The sequence below is a fragment of the Streptomyces sp. NPDC030021 genome (assembly GCF_055574035.1).
Genome location: NZ_JBVIAH010000008.1, coordinates 1 through 16,235, shown reverse-complemented (window position 1 = coordinate 16,235; position 16,235 = coordinate 1). Strand labels below are relative to the sequence as shown.

The window sequence follows — 16,235 nt, the reverse complement described above, 5'->3', positions numbered from 1 at the left end:
GGTCCAGCCGCGTCGCGATCGTGACAGTTCAAGCTAGTGACATGAAGCGATTCAATCCGTAGGGTGCTGAATATGGATATGCACACTGTCGTGGTGGGGACGTCCGGGACCACCGCCGAGGACGTCATCGCCGTAGCCCGCGGCAACGCACGCGTCGAGCTCTCCACGGAGGCCCTCGACGCCCTCGCCCGGGCCCGCGAGATCGTCGACGCCCTGGCCGCCAAGCCCGAGCCCGTCTACGGCGTGTCCACCGGGTTCGGTGCGCTCGCCTCCCGGCACATCAGCCCCGAGCTGCGTGCCCAGCTCCAGCGCAACATCGTCCGCTCGCACGCCGCCGGCATGGGCCCGCGCGTCGAGCGGGAGGTCGTCCGCGCGCTGATGTTCCTCCGCCTCAAGACCGTCGCCTCCGGTCACACCGGCGTACGCCCCTCCGTCGCGCAGACCATGGCCGACGTGCTCAACGCCGGGATCACCCCCGTCGTCCACGAGTACGGCTCCCTGGGCTGCTCCGGCGACCTCGCGCCGCTGTCCCACTGCGCGCTCGCCCTCATGGGCGAGGGCGACGCCGAGGGCCCGGACGGCACCGTCCGCCCCGCCGGTGAACTGCTCGCCGAAGCCGGCATCGAGCCCGTCGTGCTCCGCGAGAAGGAGGGCCTCGCCCTCCTCAACGGCACCGACGGCATGCTCGGCATGCTGGTCATGGCCCTCGCCGACCTCGGCAAGCTCTACACCTCCGCCGACATCACCGCCGCCCTCACCCTGGAGGCGCTGCTCGGCACGGAGAAGGTGCTCCAGCCCGAGCTGCACGCCATCCGTCCGCACCCGGGCCAGGGTGCCTCCGCCGCGAACATGGCCGCCGTCCTGAAGGGCTCCGGGCTGGTCCGCCACTATCAGGAGGAGACCGCCCCGCGCGTGCAGGACGCCTACTCCGTGCGCTGCGCCCCGCAGGTCGCCGGCGCCGGCCGCGACACCATGGCGCACGCAGCCCTGGTGGCCTCCCGCGAGCTGGCCGCCGCCGTCGACAACCCGGTGGTGCTGCCCGACGGGCGCGTGGAGTCCAACGGCAACTTCCACGGGGCCCCGGTCGCCTACGTGCTGGACTTCCTCGCCATCGCGGCCGCCGACCTCGGGTCCATCGCCGAGCGCCGCACCGACCGGCTGCTCGACAAGAACCGCTCGCACGGCCTGCCGCCGTTCCTCGCGGACGACGCCGGCGTGGACTCCGGTCTGATGATCGCCCAGTACACGCAGGCCGCCCTGGTCAGCGAGATGAAGCGGCTCGCGGTGCCGGCCTCGGCCGACTCGATCCCCTCCTCCGCCATGCAGGAGGACCACGTCTCGATGGGCTGGTCGGCCGCGCGCAAGCTCCGTACCGCCGTCGACAACCTGACGCGGATCATCGCGATCGAGCTCTACGCGGCCACCCGCGCCATCGAGCTGCGCCACGGCCTGACCCCGGCCCCGGCCAGCCAGGCCGCGATCGCGGCCGCCCGCGCGGCGGGTGTGCAGGGTCCCGGGCCGGATCGTTTCCTCGCCCCCGACCTGGCCGCCGCCGACGCGTTCATCCGTACGGGCGGCCTCCTGGCCGCGGTGGAGCCGGTGACGGGTCCGCTCGCCTGACCGCAGGCCGCGTACGCGGCGAAGGGTCGCCCCAAGATCGCTCCCGGGGCGGCCCTTCCCGTGTCTACGGCGCGTGCGAGCGGCGGACCGAGAAGGCCACGAAGCCCGCCCCGACGCCGAGGAAGAGGGTGCCGCCCAGTAGGTAGGGGGTGGTGTCCACGGATCCGGTGTCGGCGAGCAGGGGCTGCGGGCGCGAGGCCGGTCCGGAGGCCGTTCCCGTGACCGTCCCGGGGGTGTCGGAGTCGGCGGAGCCGGTCGCGTCGGTGGTCGTCCCGGTGGTGTTCGCGCCCGCGGGCACGCCGGAACGGGTCTCCTCGGCACCGGCTGAGGTGGCGCCCGCCGAGGGTACGAACCACAGGGCGGCGAGGAGGGTGGTCGCTCCGAGAGCGGTGAGCAGCGGTCGGCGTGCGGACACGGTGCGATCCCCCTTGTGGCAGCAGCGAATTGGCCGTGTGCGGTGATGCTACGGAAAGGGGCGGGTCGTGGGAAAGTCGGGGCTTCCTCGGGCTTACTCTCCGTCGTATGAACGCTTCTGAGACATCACGTTACGTACGACTTCGGGTTGATTTGGTGCTGGAAGTGCCGGACGTCCAGGCACTCACCGGAGCCGCGCTCGACCACATCAAGGCCGACGAGTTCATGCCGGACGAGGAGCGCGGCCACGCCGAGTCCGCCGTCCGCGAGGACGAGTCGGAGGCCCTCGCCTACCTCGTCGACCCCACTGACCTGGTCGCGGACATCCCCGGCGTGGAGCTCGCCCAGGCCTCCTGGAGCAGCGAGCCCGTCGAATACGACCCCGAGTCCATGGAGTGGGACCTGGACGAGGAAGATGGGGACTTCGACGAGGAACCCGACAACGCCTGACCGTGTGGTGGACCACATCCGAACGGAATGTGGAACCGGCCGGTGCCGTTAACGCGTTGTCAGGACCAGGCAGGGGGTCTGCCCCCTGCCCGGCCAACCCCGGGGACGGCCAGCCTCCGGGGTATCCGGCAACGATGGAGTGGCGTGTGAGGACGGACAGTATGCGGCGGAGAAGGTCCCTGGTGGCCATATCCGCCGTGCTCGGTGGGGTACTGATGCTCACGGCATGCGGCGGCGGAGACGACGCGAAGCCGAAGGGATCCGAGGCCGGAAAGGCCCAGGCGGACGCCGACGCGGCGGCCGCCAAGGACACCTCCAAGGCCAAAATAACCATCACGCCGAAGGACGGGGCCACGAACGTCGGCCTCAGCGACGCGGCCAACGTGGCCGTCGCCGACGGCACCCTCACCCTGGTCGAGCTGAAGACCAGCGAGGGCACGGCCGTGGCCGGCAAGATCGCCGCCGACGGCAAGAGCTGGAAGCCCGACGCCGCGCTGAAGCGCTCCACGAAGTACGCCCTGGCGGCGACCGCCAAGGACGCCGACGGCAAGGAAGCGCACGAGAACGCCTCCTTCACCACCATCTCCCCGGAGAACAGCTTCGTCGGCTCGTTCATACCGGACGAGGGTCAGACGGTCGGCGTGGGCATGCCGGTCTCGATCACCTTCAACAAGCCGATCCAGGACAAGAAGGCCGTCCAGGCGGCCATCTCGGTCAGCTCCAGCAGCGGTCAGGAAGTCGTCGGCCACTGGTTCGGCACGCAGCGTCTGGACTTCCGCCCGGAGAACTACTGGCAGGCGAACTCCACCGTCACCATGAAGCTGGCGCTGGAGGGCGTCCAGGGCGCTCCCGGCGTCCAGGGCGTCCAGAACAAGACCGTCACCTTCAAGATCGGCCGCAGCCAGGTCTCCGAGGTCGACGTGAAGAGCAAGAAGATGACGGTCACCCGGGACGGCGCGGTCATCAAGACCATCCCGATCTCGGCGGGCTCCCCGGAGAACCCGACCTACAACGGTCAGATGGTGATCTCCGAGAAGTTCAAGGAGACCCGGATGGACGGCTCCACCGTCGGCTTCAAGGACAGTGAGGGCAAGGGCGAGTACGACATCAAGGACGTCCCGCACGCCATGCGGCTGTCCCAGTCCGGCACCTTCATCCACGGCAACTACTGGGGAGCCGACTCGGTCTTCGGCAGTGCGAACACCAGCCACGGCTGTGTCGGCCTGAACGACGCCAAGGGCGCGGGCGACCCGAACCAGCCCGCCGCGTGGTTCTTCGACAACTCGCTCATCGGCGACGTGGTCACCGTGAAGAACTCCCCGGACAAGACCATCAAGCCCGACAACGGCCTCAACGGCTGGAACATGGGCTGGGCGGAGTGGAAGGCCGGCTCGGCCGCCTGACCTCCCGACCGCACACCGCGAACGGCGGGGATCCCTCACGGGGTCCCCGCCGTTCGTCTTGGGCGCGTGTTCCGGTGGCTCGGTGGCTCGGTGGCTCGGCGGCTCGGCGGCTCGGCGCGCGTCGCGCGGCGCGGGCGGGGCCGTGCCGGTCAGGGCCGGGTGATGGTGGCCGAAAAGGGCTCAACGGTGGCCCCGGAGCGCGTCTAGTGTCGGGGACATGATGATCCACTCCCTCGACCTGCCTCCGTCCGACGACGCGGTCGACGCCTGGCTGGCGGTCCTGACCGACGCCGGGGCCGCCGATCTGCCGCAGCTGCCCGCGCCGTCCCGCAGGGAGGTCGCCGGGCGGCTGTGCGTCAGGCCGGCGCGCGGCCGACCCGTGCTCTGGGCGGTGGAAGGGGGTGCGGGCGTAGCGGCCCTGGTCCTGTTCCTGGACGAGGGCAACACGCACACCGCGTTCTTGGACGTGCTGGCCGTACGGCCGCCGGAGCGGCGGCGGGGCGTGGGCACCGCCCTGTGGGAGCGGGTCCGCGAGGAACTGCTCGCGGACGGCCGGACCTCGGTCGCCACCCTGATGGACCTGGGAGGCCCGGGGCAGGCGTTCGCGGAGTCGCTGGGATTCGAGAACGTCCTGCCGATGGCCTGGTACGAACAGGAACTTCCCGCCGACGGTCCCGCGCAGGTCCCGGCCAGCCCCGGGTACGAGCTCGTCACCTGGCACGGTCTGGTCCCCGACGCCTGGGCGCCGGCTGCCGCGGCGGCCCACGAGGCGATGGAGGACGCTCCGATCGGGGACATGGACGAGCGGACCCCGGTCTGGACGGCGCAGTGGCTGCACGCCATGCAGCAGGTGATCATCGACCGGGGCTGGGAGCAGATCACGGTCGCAGCCGTGACCGAGGCCGGCGAGGTGGCGGCGTACACCGAACTCGTCCTGCCGGACCCCTCCGGCCCACGCGCCCTCCAGTACGAAACGGTGGTCGTCCCCGGCCACCGCGGCCACGGCCTCGGCCGCGCCGTGAAACTGCGCATGGCGGCCGAAGCCGCCGCACGCTTCCCGGCGCTGCGCCGCATCGCCACGACGGTGGCCGACGCGAATACCCGGATGCGGGCGGTGAACGAGTCCATCGGCTACCGGCGAGGGCGCGAGGTGGGCATCTTCCAGCTCAAGCTGTAGCCGGATCCGGGACACCGGCCACCGTCGACCGTGCCGCCGACTGCGCGCCGGTCACCGTGTGGCCGAGCGATCCGCCGACGATTCCGCCGAGCGCGCGGGCGCCTGACCGGGCGCCTGCGCGGCCCGCACCCCGGCCCCCTCCGACGGGGCCGACCACGACGCCAGCAGACGCAGGGCGTCCGCCGACGGGGAGCCGGGGGCGGCGTGGAAGGTGACCAGCGACTGCGCCGGGTCGTCCGGGAGCTTCAGCGTCTCGAAGGACAGCCGCAGCTCACCCACGATCGGATGCCGCAGCAGCTTCTCCCCGTGCGTCTTGTCCGCCACAGTGTGCGCCGCCCACAGCCGCCGGAACTCCTCGTTCTTCACCGACAGCTCCCCGACCAGTGCCGACAGCTGCTCGTCGTCCGGGTGCTGGCCCGCGTACATCCGCAGGTTGCTCACCACCTCGCACGCCCGGCACTCCCACTCCCCGTACAGCTCCGCCGTCGCCGGGTCCAGGAACACCAGCCGCACCAGGTTCCGCTCGGCGGCCGGCAGCGCCCCGAAGTCCCCGAAGACCGCGGCCGCCAGCCGGTTCCAGCCGATGACGTCCTGCCGGTGCCCCACCAGGTACGCCGGTACGCCGTCCATCGCGTCCATCAGCGTGCGCAGCTCCGCCCGCACCTGCTGCGGGCGCCGGCTGTGGCGGCGCCGGTGCGCCTTCGGCCGCGCCAGGTCCATCAGGTGCGCCCGCTCGCTCGCGTCGAGGCGCAGGGCCCGCGCGAGCGCGTCCAGGACCTCCACCGACACGTTGTGCCCGTCGCGCTGCTCCAGCCGCGTGTAGTACGCGACCGACACCCCCGCCAGCTGCGCCAGTTCCTCCCGGCGCAGCCCGGGCACGCGCCGGTGACGCCCGTGGTCGGGCAGACCCACGTCCTCGGGGCGCAGCCGTGCACGGCGGGAACGGAGGAACTCGCCGAGGCAGGCTCGCTGATCAAGCTGGTCCATCCCGTCAGTATCCCCGGGCGGCGCGTCCCGGTGCAGGCCTGAGCCTGACCCCGCCAGGAGTAGGTTCACCGGGCGTAGGCAGGACAGGGGGATGGCTGCCCACCGGACGAACCGGCAGCGTGGGGACCACCGCAGAGGCACGACCCCGTTCGAGGAGCACCCGCATGTCCGTCACCCAGGCCACCCACGGCACGCAGACCACGCAGACCACGCAGGCCACCCGGGGCACGCAGGTCGCCGCGTACGCCGCCCCCGCCGCCAAGGCCCCGCTGGAACGCACCACCATCACGCGCCGCCCCGTCGGCGCCCACGACGTCCTCATCGACATCAAGTACTCCGGCATCTGCCACTCCGACATCCACCAGGTGCGCGACGGCTGGGGCGAGGGCATCTACCCGATGGTCCCCGGCCACGAGATCGCCGGTGTCGTCTCCGAGGTCGGCCCGGCCGTCACCCGGTTCTCCGTCGGGGACCGGGTGGGCGTCGGCTGCTTCGTCGACTCCTGCCGCCGTTGCGAGTACTGCCTGCGCGGCCAGGAGCAGTACTGCTCCGAGGGCATGACCGGCACCTACAACGCCCTCGACCGCAGCGGCGAGCCCACCTACGGCGGCTACTCCACCCACCTCGTCGTCGACGAGAAGTACACCGTCCGCATCCCCGACGGCCTCGGCCTCGACGTGGCCGCCCCGCTGCTGTGCGCCGGCATCACCCTCTACTCCCCGCTCAGGCACTGGCAGGCGGGCCCCGGCAAGAAGGTCGCCGTCGTAGGCCTCGGCGGCCTCGGCCACATCGGCGTGAAGATCGCGCACGCACTCGGCGCGGAGGTCACCGTCCTGTCGCAGACCCTGCGCAAGAAGGAGGACGGCCTGAAGCTGGGCGCCTCCCACTTCTACGCCACCAGCGACGAGGCCACCTTCGAGGAACTGGCCGGCCGCTTCGACCTGATCCTTTCCACCGTCTCCGCGCCGCTCGGCCTGGACGCCTACCTGGGCCTGCTGAAGGTCGACGGCGCGCTGGTGAACGTCGGCGCCCCGGAGGAGCCCGTCGCGCTCAACCTCTTCTCCGTCATCGGCGGCCGCAAGACCCTCGCCGGATCGATGATCGGCGGGATCGCCGAGACCCAGGAGATGCTGGACTTCTGCGCCGAGCACGGACTGGGCTCGGAGATCGAGCTGATCACCGCCGGGCAGATCAACGAGGCGTACGAGCGGGTGCTGGCGAGCGACGTGCGCTACCGCTTCGTGATCGACGCGTCGACGATCTGACCCGGGAGCGGGAGCGGGAGCGGGACCGGCGGCCGGCGGCGGTGTCACACAGTCTTCATGCCGCGTGCATGGCCTTCACGGCGCACGGCCGCGGATGATCTCCACACACCGACCGCCACCCGCAACCGTGCAGGAGTCCGCCATGCCCAGCCGCCGCCACTTCCTCGCCGGATCGGCGGCGGCCGCCGCCGGCCTCGCGGCCCTGCCCCAACTGGCCGGCCCCGCACCGGCGTCCGCCGCCGAGAGCGCGGCGCCGCCGCCCCACCTGGTGGTGATCCTGGCCGACGACCTCGGCTACGGCGACCTGGGCGCGTACGGCCAGAAGCTGATCACCACCCCGCACACCGACCGGCTCGCCGCCGAGGGCCTGCGCTTCACCGACGCCTACTCCGCGGCCGCCGTCTGCGCCCCGTCGCGCGCCGCACTCCTCACCGGCCTGCACACCGGCCACGCCGCCGTCCGCGCCAACCCGGCCGCCGGCGGCCAGGGCAGCCTCGCCGCCGGGGACACCACCTTCGCCGAGGTGCTGCGCGCGCGGGGCTACCGTACGGGCCTGTTCGGCAAGTGGGGCTTCGGGCCGGAGGCCGCGGACCAGCCCAGTCACCCGGGCGCGCGGGGCTTCGAGGAGTTCTACGGATACATCGACCACAGCCACGCCCACCAGTACCGCCCCGCGTACCTATGGCACAACGACACCAAGGAGACCCTCCCCGCGGGCGCCTACGCCCCCGACGCGATCGCGGCGCGCGCCCTCGACTTCATCGACACCCACGCGGCCGGACCCGACCCCTTCCTGCTCCTCCTCGCCCCCAACCTCCCGCACGCGCCCAGCGAGATCCCCGACGTCGGCCCCTACGCCGCGCAGTCGTGGACCCAGGCGAACAAGGCCCACGCGGCCCAGATCAGCCTCCTCGACGCGCAGGTCGGCGCCGTCGTGGACCGGCTGCGCGCACGCGGGATCGCGGAGCGGACCGTGGTCCTGGTGGCCTCCGACAACGGCCCGCACGAGGAGGGCGGGGTCGACCCCGACCTGTTCGACGCCAACGGCCCGCTGCGCGGCTACAAGCGCAACCTCTACGAGGGCGGCGTCCGGGTCCCGCTGATCGCCTGGTCCCCGGGCCGCATCGCCCCCGGCACCACCAGCGCCCGGCCCACCCCCCTGTACGACGTGCTGCCCACCCTCGCCGAGCTCGCCGCGGCCCCCGCCCCCACCGACATCGACGGCCTCTCCGCCGCCGCGGTCCTGGGCGGCGCGGCCGCCCTGGCCCCCCTCCACGGCCACCTGTACTGGTACCGCGACGAGCAGGGCGTCACCGCCCGGGCCAACACGCAGGACGGGGGCCGGGCGAAGCAGGTCGCCGAGGCCATCCGCAAGGACCGGTGGAAGGCCGTACGGTTCGCCCCCGGGCGGGACCGCACGGTCGCCGACTCCGCGTGGGCGTTCGAGCTCTACGACCTGGCCGCAGACCCCGGCGAGAAGAACGACGTGGCGGCCGGGAACCCCTCAGTGGTCGCCTCGCTGACCACCCTGCTGCGCGCCTCGTGGACCGACACCTATGTACGCCGCCCGTGGGGCCTGACCGCGGTCGCCGACCCGTCGGCCTCGACGCTCACCACCACCGTCTCGAACGGCAGCGCCCGCCCCTGGCCCGACGTACGCGTCACCCTCCCGCTCCCGTCCGGCTGGACGGCCACGCCCGCCGGCCCGGCGGCCACGGCCTCCCTCGCCCCGGGCCAGGCCCTGACCACCACCTGGCGGGTGGGCGCGCCCTCCTCCGCCCCGGCCGTGCTCCTCCCGCAGGCGACCACGTCCTCATCCTTGCGTTTCACGGCGGCGGCGCGGTTCACCCCGCTCCCGGCGCCGCCCGCCCGGGACAGCCACCTCAGCGACCTCCCGTGGGTCTCGGCCACCAACGGCTGGGGCCCGGTGGAGATCGACCGCTCCAACGGCAAGCAGGCGGCGGGCGACGGCACACCGATCGCCTTCGGCGGCGTGACCCACGCCAAGGGCCTCGGTGTCCACGCCCCCTCGGAGATCGTCTACCACCTGGGCGGGCGCGCGTCCCGCTTCACGGCCCTCGTCGGCATCGACGACTTCTCCACGAACCAGTCGACGGCCGGCGCCACCCGCGCCGTCGTCCGCGCCGACGGCCGGACCCTGCTGACCACCGCCACCCTGACCGGAGCCACCGGCCCCACCGCCATCGACCTCGACGTGACCGGCGTCCGCCTCCTCCACCTGCTGGTCGAGGACGCGAACGCCCGATCCTCCTTCGACCACACCTCCTGGGCCCGCCCCTACGTGACGGTCGTCTGACCCGCCCCGGCCGGCCTCAGTGCCCCGGGGATGCGCGGACAGCCGGCTTCGATTCCGGCAGGCTGTGGAAACGCACCCACCAGTGGGCGTACGCCGTCTTCAGCTCGCGCGGGAACAGCGGGCCGGGGGGCCTGTGCTCCCGCCACGGACGGGTCAGCCCCTCGTCCGCGGAGCCGACGACGGGGGCAAACTCACGCCCCGGGGGCCTTCGCCACACCGATCGGGCAGGACACGCCCGTGCCGCCGATGCCGCAGTAGCCGCCCGGGTTCTTGTCCAGGTACTGCTGGTGGTGGGCTTCCGCAGGCCAGAAGGGGCGCTCCGCGGCCGGCAGCACCGCTGTGGTGATCGGGCCGTAGCCCGAGGAGGCCAGGACCTGCTGATAGGCCGCGCGGGAGGCCTCCGCCGTCGCCTGCTGGTCGGGGGAGTGGGTGTAGACCGCCGAGCGGTACTGGGTGCCGACGTCGTTGCCCTGGCGGAAGCCCTGGGTGGGGTCGTGGGACTCCCAGAACAGCTTCAGCAGCGCGGCGTAGGAGACCTGGGACGGGTCGAAGACCACGCGGACCACCTCGGTGTGGCCGGTCAGACCCGAGCAGACCTCCTCGTAGGTCGGATTCTCGGTGAAGCCGCCCTGGTAGCCGGCCAGCGTGGTCCACACCCCGGGGGTCTGCCAGAACTTGCGCTCCGCGCCCCAGAAACAGCCCAGACCGAAGTCGGCGACCTCCAGGTGCGCGGGGTAGGGACCGGACAGCGGGTTGCCCAGCACGGTGTGCCGGTCGGGCACGGCGAACAGCGGCTCCGCGCGGCCCGTCAGGGCCTCCTCGCGGGTGGGGAGCTCGGGCGTACGGCGGTACGAGAACATGGATTCCCTCCTTGTGGGAGTGACAACGTGCGAAGGGCGGGCCGGGATTCCCCGACCCGCCCTCCGCCGCCGCACGGGTCACAGACCCGGCGTCACCTCGCGTACCGCCCAGTCCCGCGCGTGCACGTAGCGGGACTTCGGCCAGTAGTACCAGGGCATCGCCCCGATGTGTCCGTCGATGTGGCGGAACTGCTCGACCGCCTCCGCGTCCCGGTCCTGCCAGAACAGGAACCACGCGAGCGGGTGACGCAGCCGGATCGACCGCCAGTCGTCCGGATCGGCCGCTGCCAGGTCGACGAGGGCGGCATCCACCGCCGCGACGATCTCCGGCTCCTTGAAGAAGGTCTCCGGCTTGAGCTCCGACTCGTGCAGTTCCTGCTCGATGTAGGCGATCAGCGGCAGCACGGACAGCAGCTCACCCGGCTCGGCCCCGGCGGCGCACTCGCGGGCGAAGGCGAGCGCCAGCTCGTGCGAGCCGCGCCACTTCTGGCTCCAGTACTGCATGGCGTTCGTGTGGGCCGAAAGGATCTTCGGGTCACGCTTCATGATCTGCGACCACAGCTGCTGGTACCGCTCGTGCGGGTAACCCAAGCCCAGGCTGATGTTCTGCTCCACCATGTACGGAACCGGGTCCGCGGGGTCCGCCAGCCGCTGGGCCTCCAGCGTCTGCTCCTGCGCCTTGACCAGCAGCTCGCGGAAGATCCGGAACTGCTCCTGGGTGGTGTGGCTGGCCCGCGCGGAGCCCCGCACGTTCCACGCCACCATGATGCCCGTGTCCGCGTTCACCAGCGCCGCGGACGCGTCCGACGGCCTGGCCGCGCGCCACGCCAGCAGCCAGGCGTCGTCCTCGGAAGCCAGCTCGGACAGGACGCGGACGCGCTGCCAGCGCTCCTCCCAGTCCTGCCCGGCCGCCCCGAGATAGGCCGCGCCCGCTTCCCAGTCGCCGGCCTTGACCGCCGCGACGGCGGCGGTCTGCTCGGGCGACACGGGCAGCGCGTTGTCCGTGTCGAGCTCGTCCTCCGGTACGAAGCCCAGCGCGACGACCGCCGCGGCCTGCTGCGCCTTCCGCTCGGCCTTGACGGCGGCCGTCTCGGCGTTCGTGGCCTCGGTCCGGCCCTCGATGACGGCAATCTCCGCCTCCAGCCGCTTCGCCTTGCGGATGAAGTAGACGCCGCGCAGAACCTTGAACGCGCCGAACAGCAGCATGGCGCCGAGGATGTAGAGGCCGATCACGGGGCAAGCACCAGCTTCCGCAGGGGTTCGGTGTCGGGCAGGTCGGCGACGGCCGCGTCCAGGGCCGCGCCCAAACGGTCCTCGAAGCCGTCGGCCGGGTAGCTCAGGGAGGCCGAGTCGGACCAGGACAGCTGCCAGCGGGCGGCGCCGCGGGCCGTCAGTTCGACGGTGACCAGCTGGTTCAGCGCGCGCCGGACGACCGGGCGGGCGAACTCGCGGGCCGTGCGGCCGGTGGCGGCCTCCGCCTCCTCCGACTTCGGGAAACGGCCGGCGATGCGCCAGCGCACCGCCGGGTCGGCGTCGAACGCGTCCAGCACGGCGTCGAGCCCGGGGCCCGCGCCCTCGGCGGCGAAGGCCTCGCGGATGTCCTCCGCGCCCTGGCCGACGTACACGGTCATGGACTCATGGACGAGGTCCTCCCAGTCGACCCGCTTGAGCGCGAGCGCCTCCGGGGTGAGGACGACCTGCTCCAGCGCGGCCAGCGCCGCGTCGGCGTCGGCCAGCAGCTCCAGGGCCGGCCGGGCGGCCTGCCCGGAGCGGCCGTCGTCGGGCAGGGCCTCGATGCGGGCCACGCGCTCGGCGAGCGCGGGGTGGGAGTCGTAGGGGGAGGTGGGCTCGGTCGACAGTTCCTGGCGCAGCTCGTCCAGGTCGGCCGAGCGCGCGTCCAGGAGCCGGCGCAGGCCGCCGAAGACCTCGCCCGGGCGGGGCAGCAGGCCGGCGCCGACACCGAGGGTGGCGTAGGAGCCCATGTAGAAGTCGTGCGCCGAGTCCAGGGCGTTCAGCTCGCGCAGCGCGGACGCGGCGGAGTCGCGGCCGGCGACCCGGACCGAGGCGAGGTCGGCGGCGAGCTCCTGGCGGCGGGAGGTGGAGCGGGTCGCGCGCATGTAGAAGTTGCCGTACGCGATGTAGATCTTGGCCATGGCGCGGTACATCGCACCCTCGCCCGCGGTGTCGACGCCCTTGGCCTTCTTGCCCTTCGCGATCCGCTTCTCGTCCTTGCGCTCCTGCTTCGCGCGCTCCTTGGCCACCTTCTTGTCGGCGCGGTCGTGGAAGTAGCCGATGGTGCGGATCAGCTGGGCGCGGCCGCGGGCGATCAGCGGGGTGAGACGCGTGTCGAAGTTGGCGTAGTGGCCCATCTCGTGGGCGAGCACGGCGCGCAGCTGCATCTCGTCCAGGCCCGTCATCAGCGGCAGGCCGAGGTAGAGGCGGCGGGTGCCGGGCCGCAGGCCCAGCAGCCTGGCGTCCTCGCCGACGGCCGCGTTCACCTCGTCGATCAGCACGATCTCGTCGGGGGCGCGGGTGCCGACCTGTTGGGCGATGTCACGTACGACCGCCCACAGCTCGGGCTCCTGCGCCTCGCTGACCGTGACACCGGCCAGGGGCTCGCCCCGGGGGGTGCGCAGCATGAACATGCCGCGCACGATCGGGACGGTGAGAACCAGGGACGCGAGGACCAGCTTGGCCACGATCGGGCCGTGCAGGGTGGTGACGACGGCGTAGTCGATGCCGCCGAGCGCGGCCAGCAGGAACACGCCGAGCAGGTAGAAGCCTGCGAGCAGGACGAGAGCGCGCAAGGCGCGCAGTGAAGCGCCCATATGGACAGATCCCCCCACGGGAACGAAAAAGAATGGGTGGCAGGGCAGAAGGCCACGGCCACCGCCGCATCATGCGGCCTGTGATTACTTACAGCAACTTTATTCGCCCGGATCCCCGCGGGGCAGCCGGGGTGGACGCACCGGGCAGTGCGCTGTGGGGTGGGGGCACTCCGGGACGTCCCCGCAGGCCGAGCGAACCCACCGCCGCCCGACGGGCCGGTCCGGCTCAGGGTTCGCGAGCCGAGGAGACGTCCCGGAGGGCCCCCGCCCCACCCTGCGGCGGGCCGCCGCCCGGCGGGCAAAGCAGAGCCGCAGATCCGCCGACCCGCCGGGAGGGCTACCGCGCCAGGGTCGCCGGCGACCCGCCGTTCGCCTCGTACCCCGCCACCGCCATCGCCCGGTACAGCGCGTACGCCGCGGCCGGGTTGTCCGCCTCCGACCACGGCTGCGCGCCCACGTACCCGTCCACGTGCCGCACCTGTTCCATGGCCTCCGCCCAACGCTCCATGCAGACCAGGAACATCAGCAGCATGTGCCGTACGTGCACCACCATCGGGTCGTCCTCCCGCGCCGTGTGCACCGCGTACAGCGCGCCCTCCACCGCCCGTGTGACGACCGCGCCCCGGTAGAAGGTCGGGCTCAGCACGATGTCCGGCTGGTTCTCGCGCAGCGCGAACATCGGCAGGGCCGCCAGCAGCGAGCCCTGGGGGGCGCGCGCCGCGGCCGCGTGCGCGAAGGTGTCGGCCTTCTCCCGAGAGCCGTGCCACTTCGCGCTCCAGTAGTGCAGCGCGGCGAGATGGGCACCCATGTGCTCCGGGGCCCGGTCGACGACCTTCGCCCACAGCTCGTCGAACTCCGCCTCCGGGTACGCCAGTCCCCGCGCGATCGCCAGCTCCGTGATGTACGGGACCGGGTCCCCCTGGGCCAGCAGCGCGGCCTTGCGGCACGCGTCCCGGGCCTCCTCCAGGATGATCCGGTGGTCCTCGGAACCGACGCCGCCCGAGTGCCGCCACGCCTGCTGCACCAGGAGCTCCGCGTGCACCTGCGCGCCGCCCGGGTCCTCCTCCGCCTCCAGCCGCCACGCCCTCAGCCACTGCGCGCCCGTCCCGGGCTGCGCCATCAGTTCCAGGGCCGCGGCCCCGCCGAAGGCCTGCACGCGCTGCCAGCGCCGCTCGCCCTCCCGCGGGGTTCCGGCGAGCAGCTGCGAGGCCGCCTGCCACCGGCCGGTGAGCCGTACGTTGTCGAGGGCGTCCATCAGGTCCTGGTCGGGCCCGGGGATGCGGATCTCGAGCTCTTCCTGCCGGTCGAATCCGTAGTTCGCCGGGTCGGCGGCGTCGGGGCTGCCCGGCGCGACCAGGCGGATACCACCGCGCCGCCGCCGTATGTACGGACCGAGAATGAACACGATCATGAGCATCGCGAACACCAACCACAGAATCTCCATGCCTCCAGCGAACCAGACCGAGGGGGGAGCAGGCCAATAGGGGGGCGGGCGCCGGGCGGGCATAGCATCGGACCATGAGCGACGACAGCCACGAGCACCAGAGCTTCGAGACCCGCGCGATCCACGCGGGCAACACGGCGGACCCGCTGACCGGCGCGGTCGTGCCCCCGATCTATCAGGTTTCCACCTACAAGCAGGACGGCGTCGGAGGGCTCCGCGGCGGCTACGAGTACAGCCGCAGCGCCAACCCGACCCGGACCGCGCTGGAGGAGAACCTCGCGGCCCTGGAGGGCGGCCGTCGCGGTCTCGCCTTCGCGTCCGGACTCGCCGCCGAGGACTGCCTGCTGCGTACGCTGCTCGCCCCGGGCGACCACGTGGTCATCCCGAACGACGCGTACGGCGGCACCTTCCGCCTCTTCGCGAAGGTCGTCTCCCGCTGGGGCGTGGAGTGGTCGGTGGCCGACACCTCGGACCCCGAGTCGGTGCGGGCGGCCCTCACCCCGAAGACGAAGGTCATCTGGGTCGAGACCCCCTCCAACCCGCTGCTCGGCATCACCGACATCGCCGTGGTCGCCGGCATCGCGCGCTCGGCCGGCGCCAAGCTGGTCGTGGACAACACCTTCGCCTCGCCGTACCTCCAGCAGCCCCTGGCGCTGGGTGCGGACGTGGTCGTGCACTCGCTGACCAAGTACATGGGCGGGCACTCCGACGTGGTCGGCGGCGCGCTGGTCGCCGCGGACGCGGCGCTGGGCGAGGAGCTGGCCTACCACCAGAACGCGATGGGCGCGGTGGCCGGTCCGTTCGACTCCTGGGTCGTGCTGCGGGGCATCAAGACCCTGGCCGTGCGCATGGACCGGCACGCGGAGAACGCGGGCAAGATCGTGGAGCTGCTCAAGCGGCACCCGAAGGTCACCAACGTCCTCTACCCGGGCCTGCCCGAGCACCCGGGTCACGAGGTCGCGGCCAAGCAGATGCGCAACTTCGGCGGCATGATCTCCTTCCAGGTCGCCGGCGGCGAGGAAGAGGCCGTCGCGGTCTGCGGCCGCACCAAGATCTTCACCCTGGCCGAGTCCCTGGGCGGCGTCGAGTCCCTGATCGAGCACCCGGGCCGCATGACGCACGCGTCGGTGGCCGGCTCGGCGCTGGAGGTCCCGGCGGACCTGATCCGCCTGTCGGTCGGCATCGAGAACGCCGACGACCTCGTAGCGGACCTGACCCAGGCCCTGGGCTAGCCCGCCCCCCCGCCGGGCCCACCCGGGCCCGGCGGCCCCCGACCACTCCGGCCTGCCCCGCCTCCCGGGCCCGGCCCTCCCGGCTGCGCCGGGCAACTCCAGCGTGCCGGTCCGACCCGGCTCCGCCGAGCCGACTCCAGCCTCGCCGAGCCAACTCCAGCCTCGCCGGCGTTTGAGGCGCGGGTCCGGGCGGAGCCCGGTGCCCGGCGGAGCCGGGTTTCCTGGGGCTCCAGATCGG

At 72.7% G+C, this 16,235-nt stretch carries 13 protein-coding genes; 7 read left to right on the top strand and 6 right to left on the bottom strand.

Annotated elements, in window-relative coordinates:
* Positions 1–78 precede the first annotated feature (78 nt).
* Entirely contained in the window at positions 79–1,620 is a 1,542-nt protein-coding gene (gene hutH, locus ACZ4YL_RS17260; protein ID WP_468117725.1) for a histidine ammonia-lyase, read from the top strand.
* A 64-nt stretch (positions 1,621–1,684) separates the two neighbouring features.
* Here hutH and ACZ4YL_RS17255 read toward each other — a convergent pair whose 3' ends face one another.
* Positions 1,685–2,035 carry a hypothetical protein gene (locus ACZ4YL_RS17255; protein ID WP_468117318.1) on the bottom strand — a complete coding sequence of 117 codons (351 nt, stop codon included), beginning with the start codon at positions 2,033–2,035 and terminating at the stop codon, positions 1,685–1,687.
* Positions 2,036–2,190: 155 nt separating this feature from the next.
* On the opposite strand from ACZ4YL_RS17255, the gene ACZ4YL_RS17250 reads away from it, so the two are divergent.
* The 3 genes from ACZ4YL_RS17250 (at position 2,191) to ACZ4YL_RS17240 (ending at position 5,064) form a co-directional block, all read left to right on the top strand.
* Positions 2,191–2,484 carry a hypothetical protein gene (locus ACZ4YL_RS17250; protein WP_468117316.1) on the top strand — a complete coding sequence of 98 codons (294 nt, stop codon included), beginning with the start codon at positions 2,191–2,193 and terminating at the stop codon, positions 2,482–2,484.
* Positions 2,485–2,618: 134 nt separating this feature from the next.
* Entirely contained in the window at positions 2,619–3,887 is a 1,269-nt protein-coding gene (locus ACZ4YL_RS17245) for a L,D-transpeptidase (RefSeq protein WP_468117314.1), read from the top strand.
* Between the two features lie 217 nt (positions 3,888–4,104).
* Positions 4,105–5,064 (top strand): GNAT family N-acetyltransferase, encoded by a 960-nt coding sequence (locus tag ACZ4YL_RS17240; RefSeq protein ID WP_468117312.1) that lies wholly within the window; start codon positions 4,105–4,107, stop codon positions 5,062–5,064.
* A 51-nt stretch (positions 5,065–5,115) separates the two neighbouring features.
* Here the strand turns inward: ACZ4YL_RS17240 and ACZ4YL_RS17235 are convergent, their stop codons facing one another.
* Positions 5,116–6,051 carry a helix-turn-helix domain-containing protein gene (locus ACZ4YL_RS17235; RefSeq protein ID WP_468117310.1) on the bottom strand — a complete coding sequence of 312 codons (936 nt, stop codon included), beginning with the start codon at positions 6,049–6,051 and terminating at the stop codon, positions 5,116–5,118.
* Between the two features lie 164 nt (positions 6,052–6,215).
* Between ACZ4YL_RS17235 and ACZ4YL_RS17230 the strand changes: the two genes are divergently transcribed.
* Together ACZ4YL_RS17230 and ACZ4YL_RS17225 are read left to right on the top strand one after the other, a co-directional pair.
* The gene (locus ACZ4YL_RS17230; RefSeq protein ID WP_468117308.1) at positions 6,216–7,316 is read left to right on the top strand and encodes an NAD(P)-dependent alcohol dehydrogenase; all 1,101 of its coding nucleotides are present in this window, start codon (positions 6,216–6,218) and stop codon (positions 7,314–7,316) included.
* A gap of 142 nt (positions 7,317–7,458) precedes the next feature.
* Positions 7,459–9,633, top strand: a complete 2,175-nt coding sequence (locus tag ACZ4YL_RS17225) for a sulfatase-like hydrolase/transferase (protein WP_468117306.1) — start codon at positions 7,459–7,461, stop codon at positions 9,631–9,633.
* Between the two features lie 191 nt (positions 9,634–9,824).
* Here the strand turns inward: ACZ4YL_RS17225 and msrA are convergent, their stop codons facing one another.
* From msrA to ACZ4YL_RS17205, 4 genes are all read right to left on the bottom strand, one after another.
* On the bottom strand, positions 9,825–10,493 hold the full coding sequence (gene msrA, locus ACZ4YL_RS17220; RefSeq protein WP_468117304.1) for a peptide-methionine (S)-S-oxide reductase MsrA: 669 nt from the start codon (positions 10,491–10,493) through the stop codon (positions 9,825–9,827).
* Positions 10,494–10,571: 78 nt separating this feature from the next.
* Positions 10,572–11,726, bottom strand: coding sequence for a hypothetical protein (locus ACZ4YL_RS17215; RefSeq protein ID WP_468117302.1), 1,155 nt, complete (start codon positions 11,724–11,726; stop codon positions 10,572–10,574).
* Positions 11,723–13,321 (bottom strand): M48 family metallopeptidase, encoded by a 1,599-nt coding sequence (locus ACZ4YL_RS17210; RefSeq protein ID WP_468117300.1) that lies wholly within the window; start codon positions 13,319–13,321, stop codon positions 11,723–11,725. The genes ACZ4YL_RS17215 and ACZ4YL_RS17210 overlap by 4 nt, the downstream gene beginning before the upstream one ends.
* A gap of 337 nt (positions 13,322–13,658) precedes the next feature.
* The gene (locus ACZ4YL_RS17205) at positions 13,659–14,765 is read right to left on the bottom strand and encodes a hypothetical protein (RefSeq protein WP_468117298.1); all 1,107 of its coding nucleotides are present in this window, start codon (positions 14,763–14,765) and stop codon (positions 13,659–13,661) included.
* Between the two features lie 74 nt (positions 14,766–14,839).
* Here ACZ4YL_RS17205 and ACZ4YL_RS17200 point away from each other — a divergent pair, with 74 nt between their 5' ends.
* On the top strand, positions 14,840–15,997 hold the full coding sequence (locus tag ACZ4YL_RS17200) for a cystathionine gamma-synthase (protein ID WP_468117296.1): 1,158 nt from the start codon (positions 14,840–14,842) through the stop codon (positions 15,995–15,997).
* The last annotated feature ends 238 nt before the right edge of the window (positions 15,998–16,235 follow it).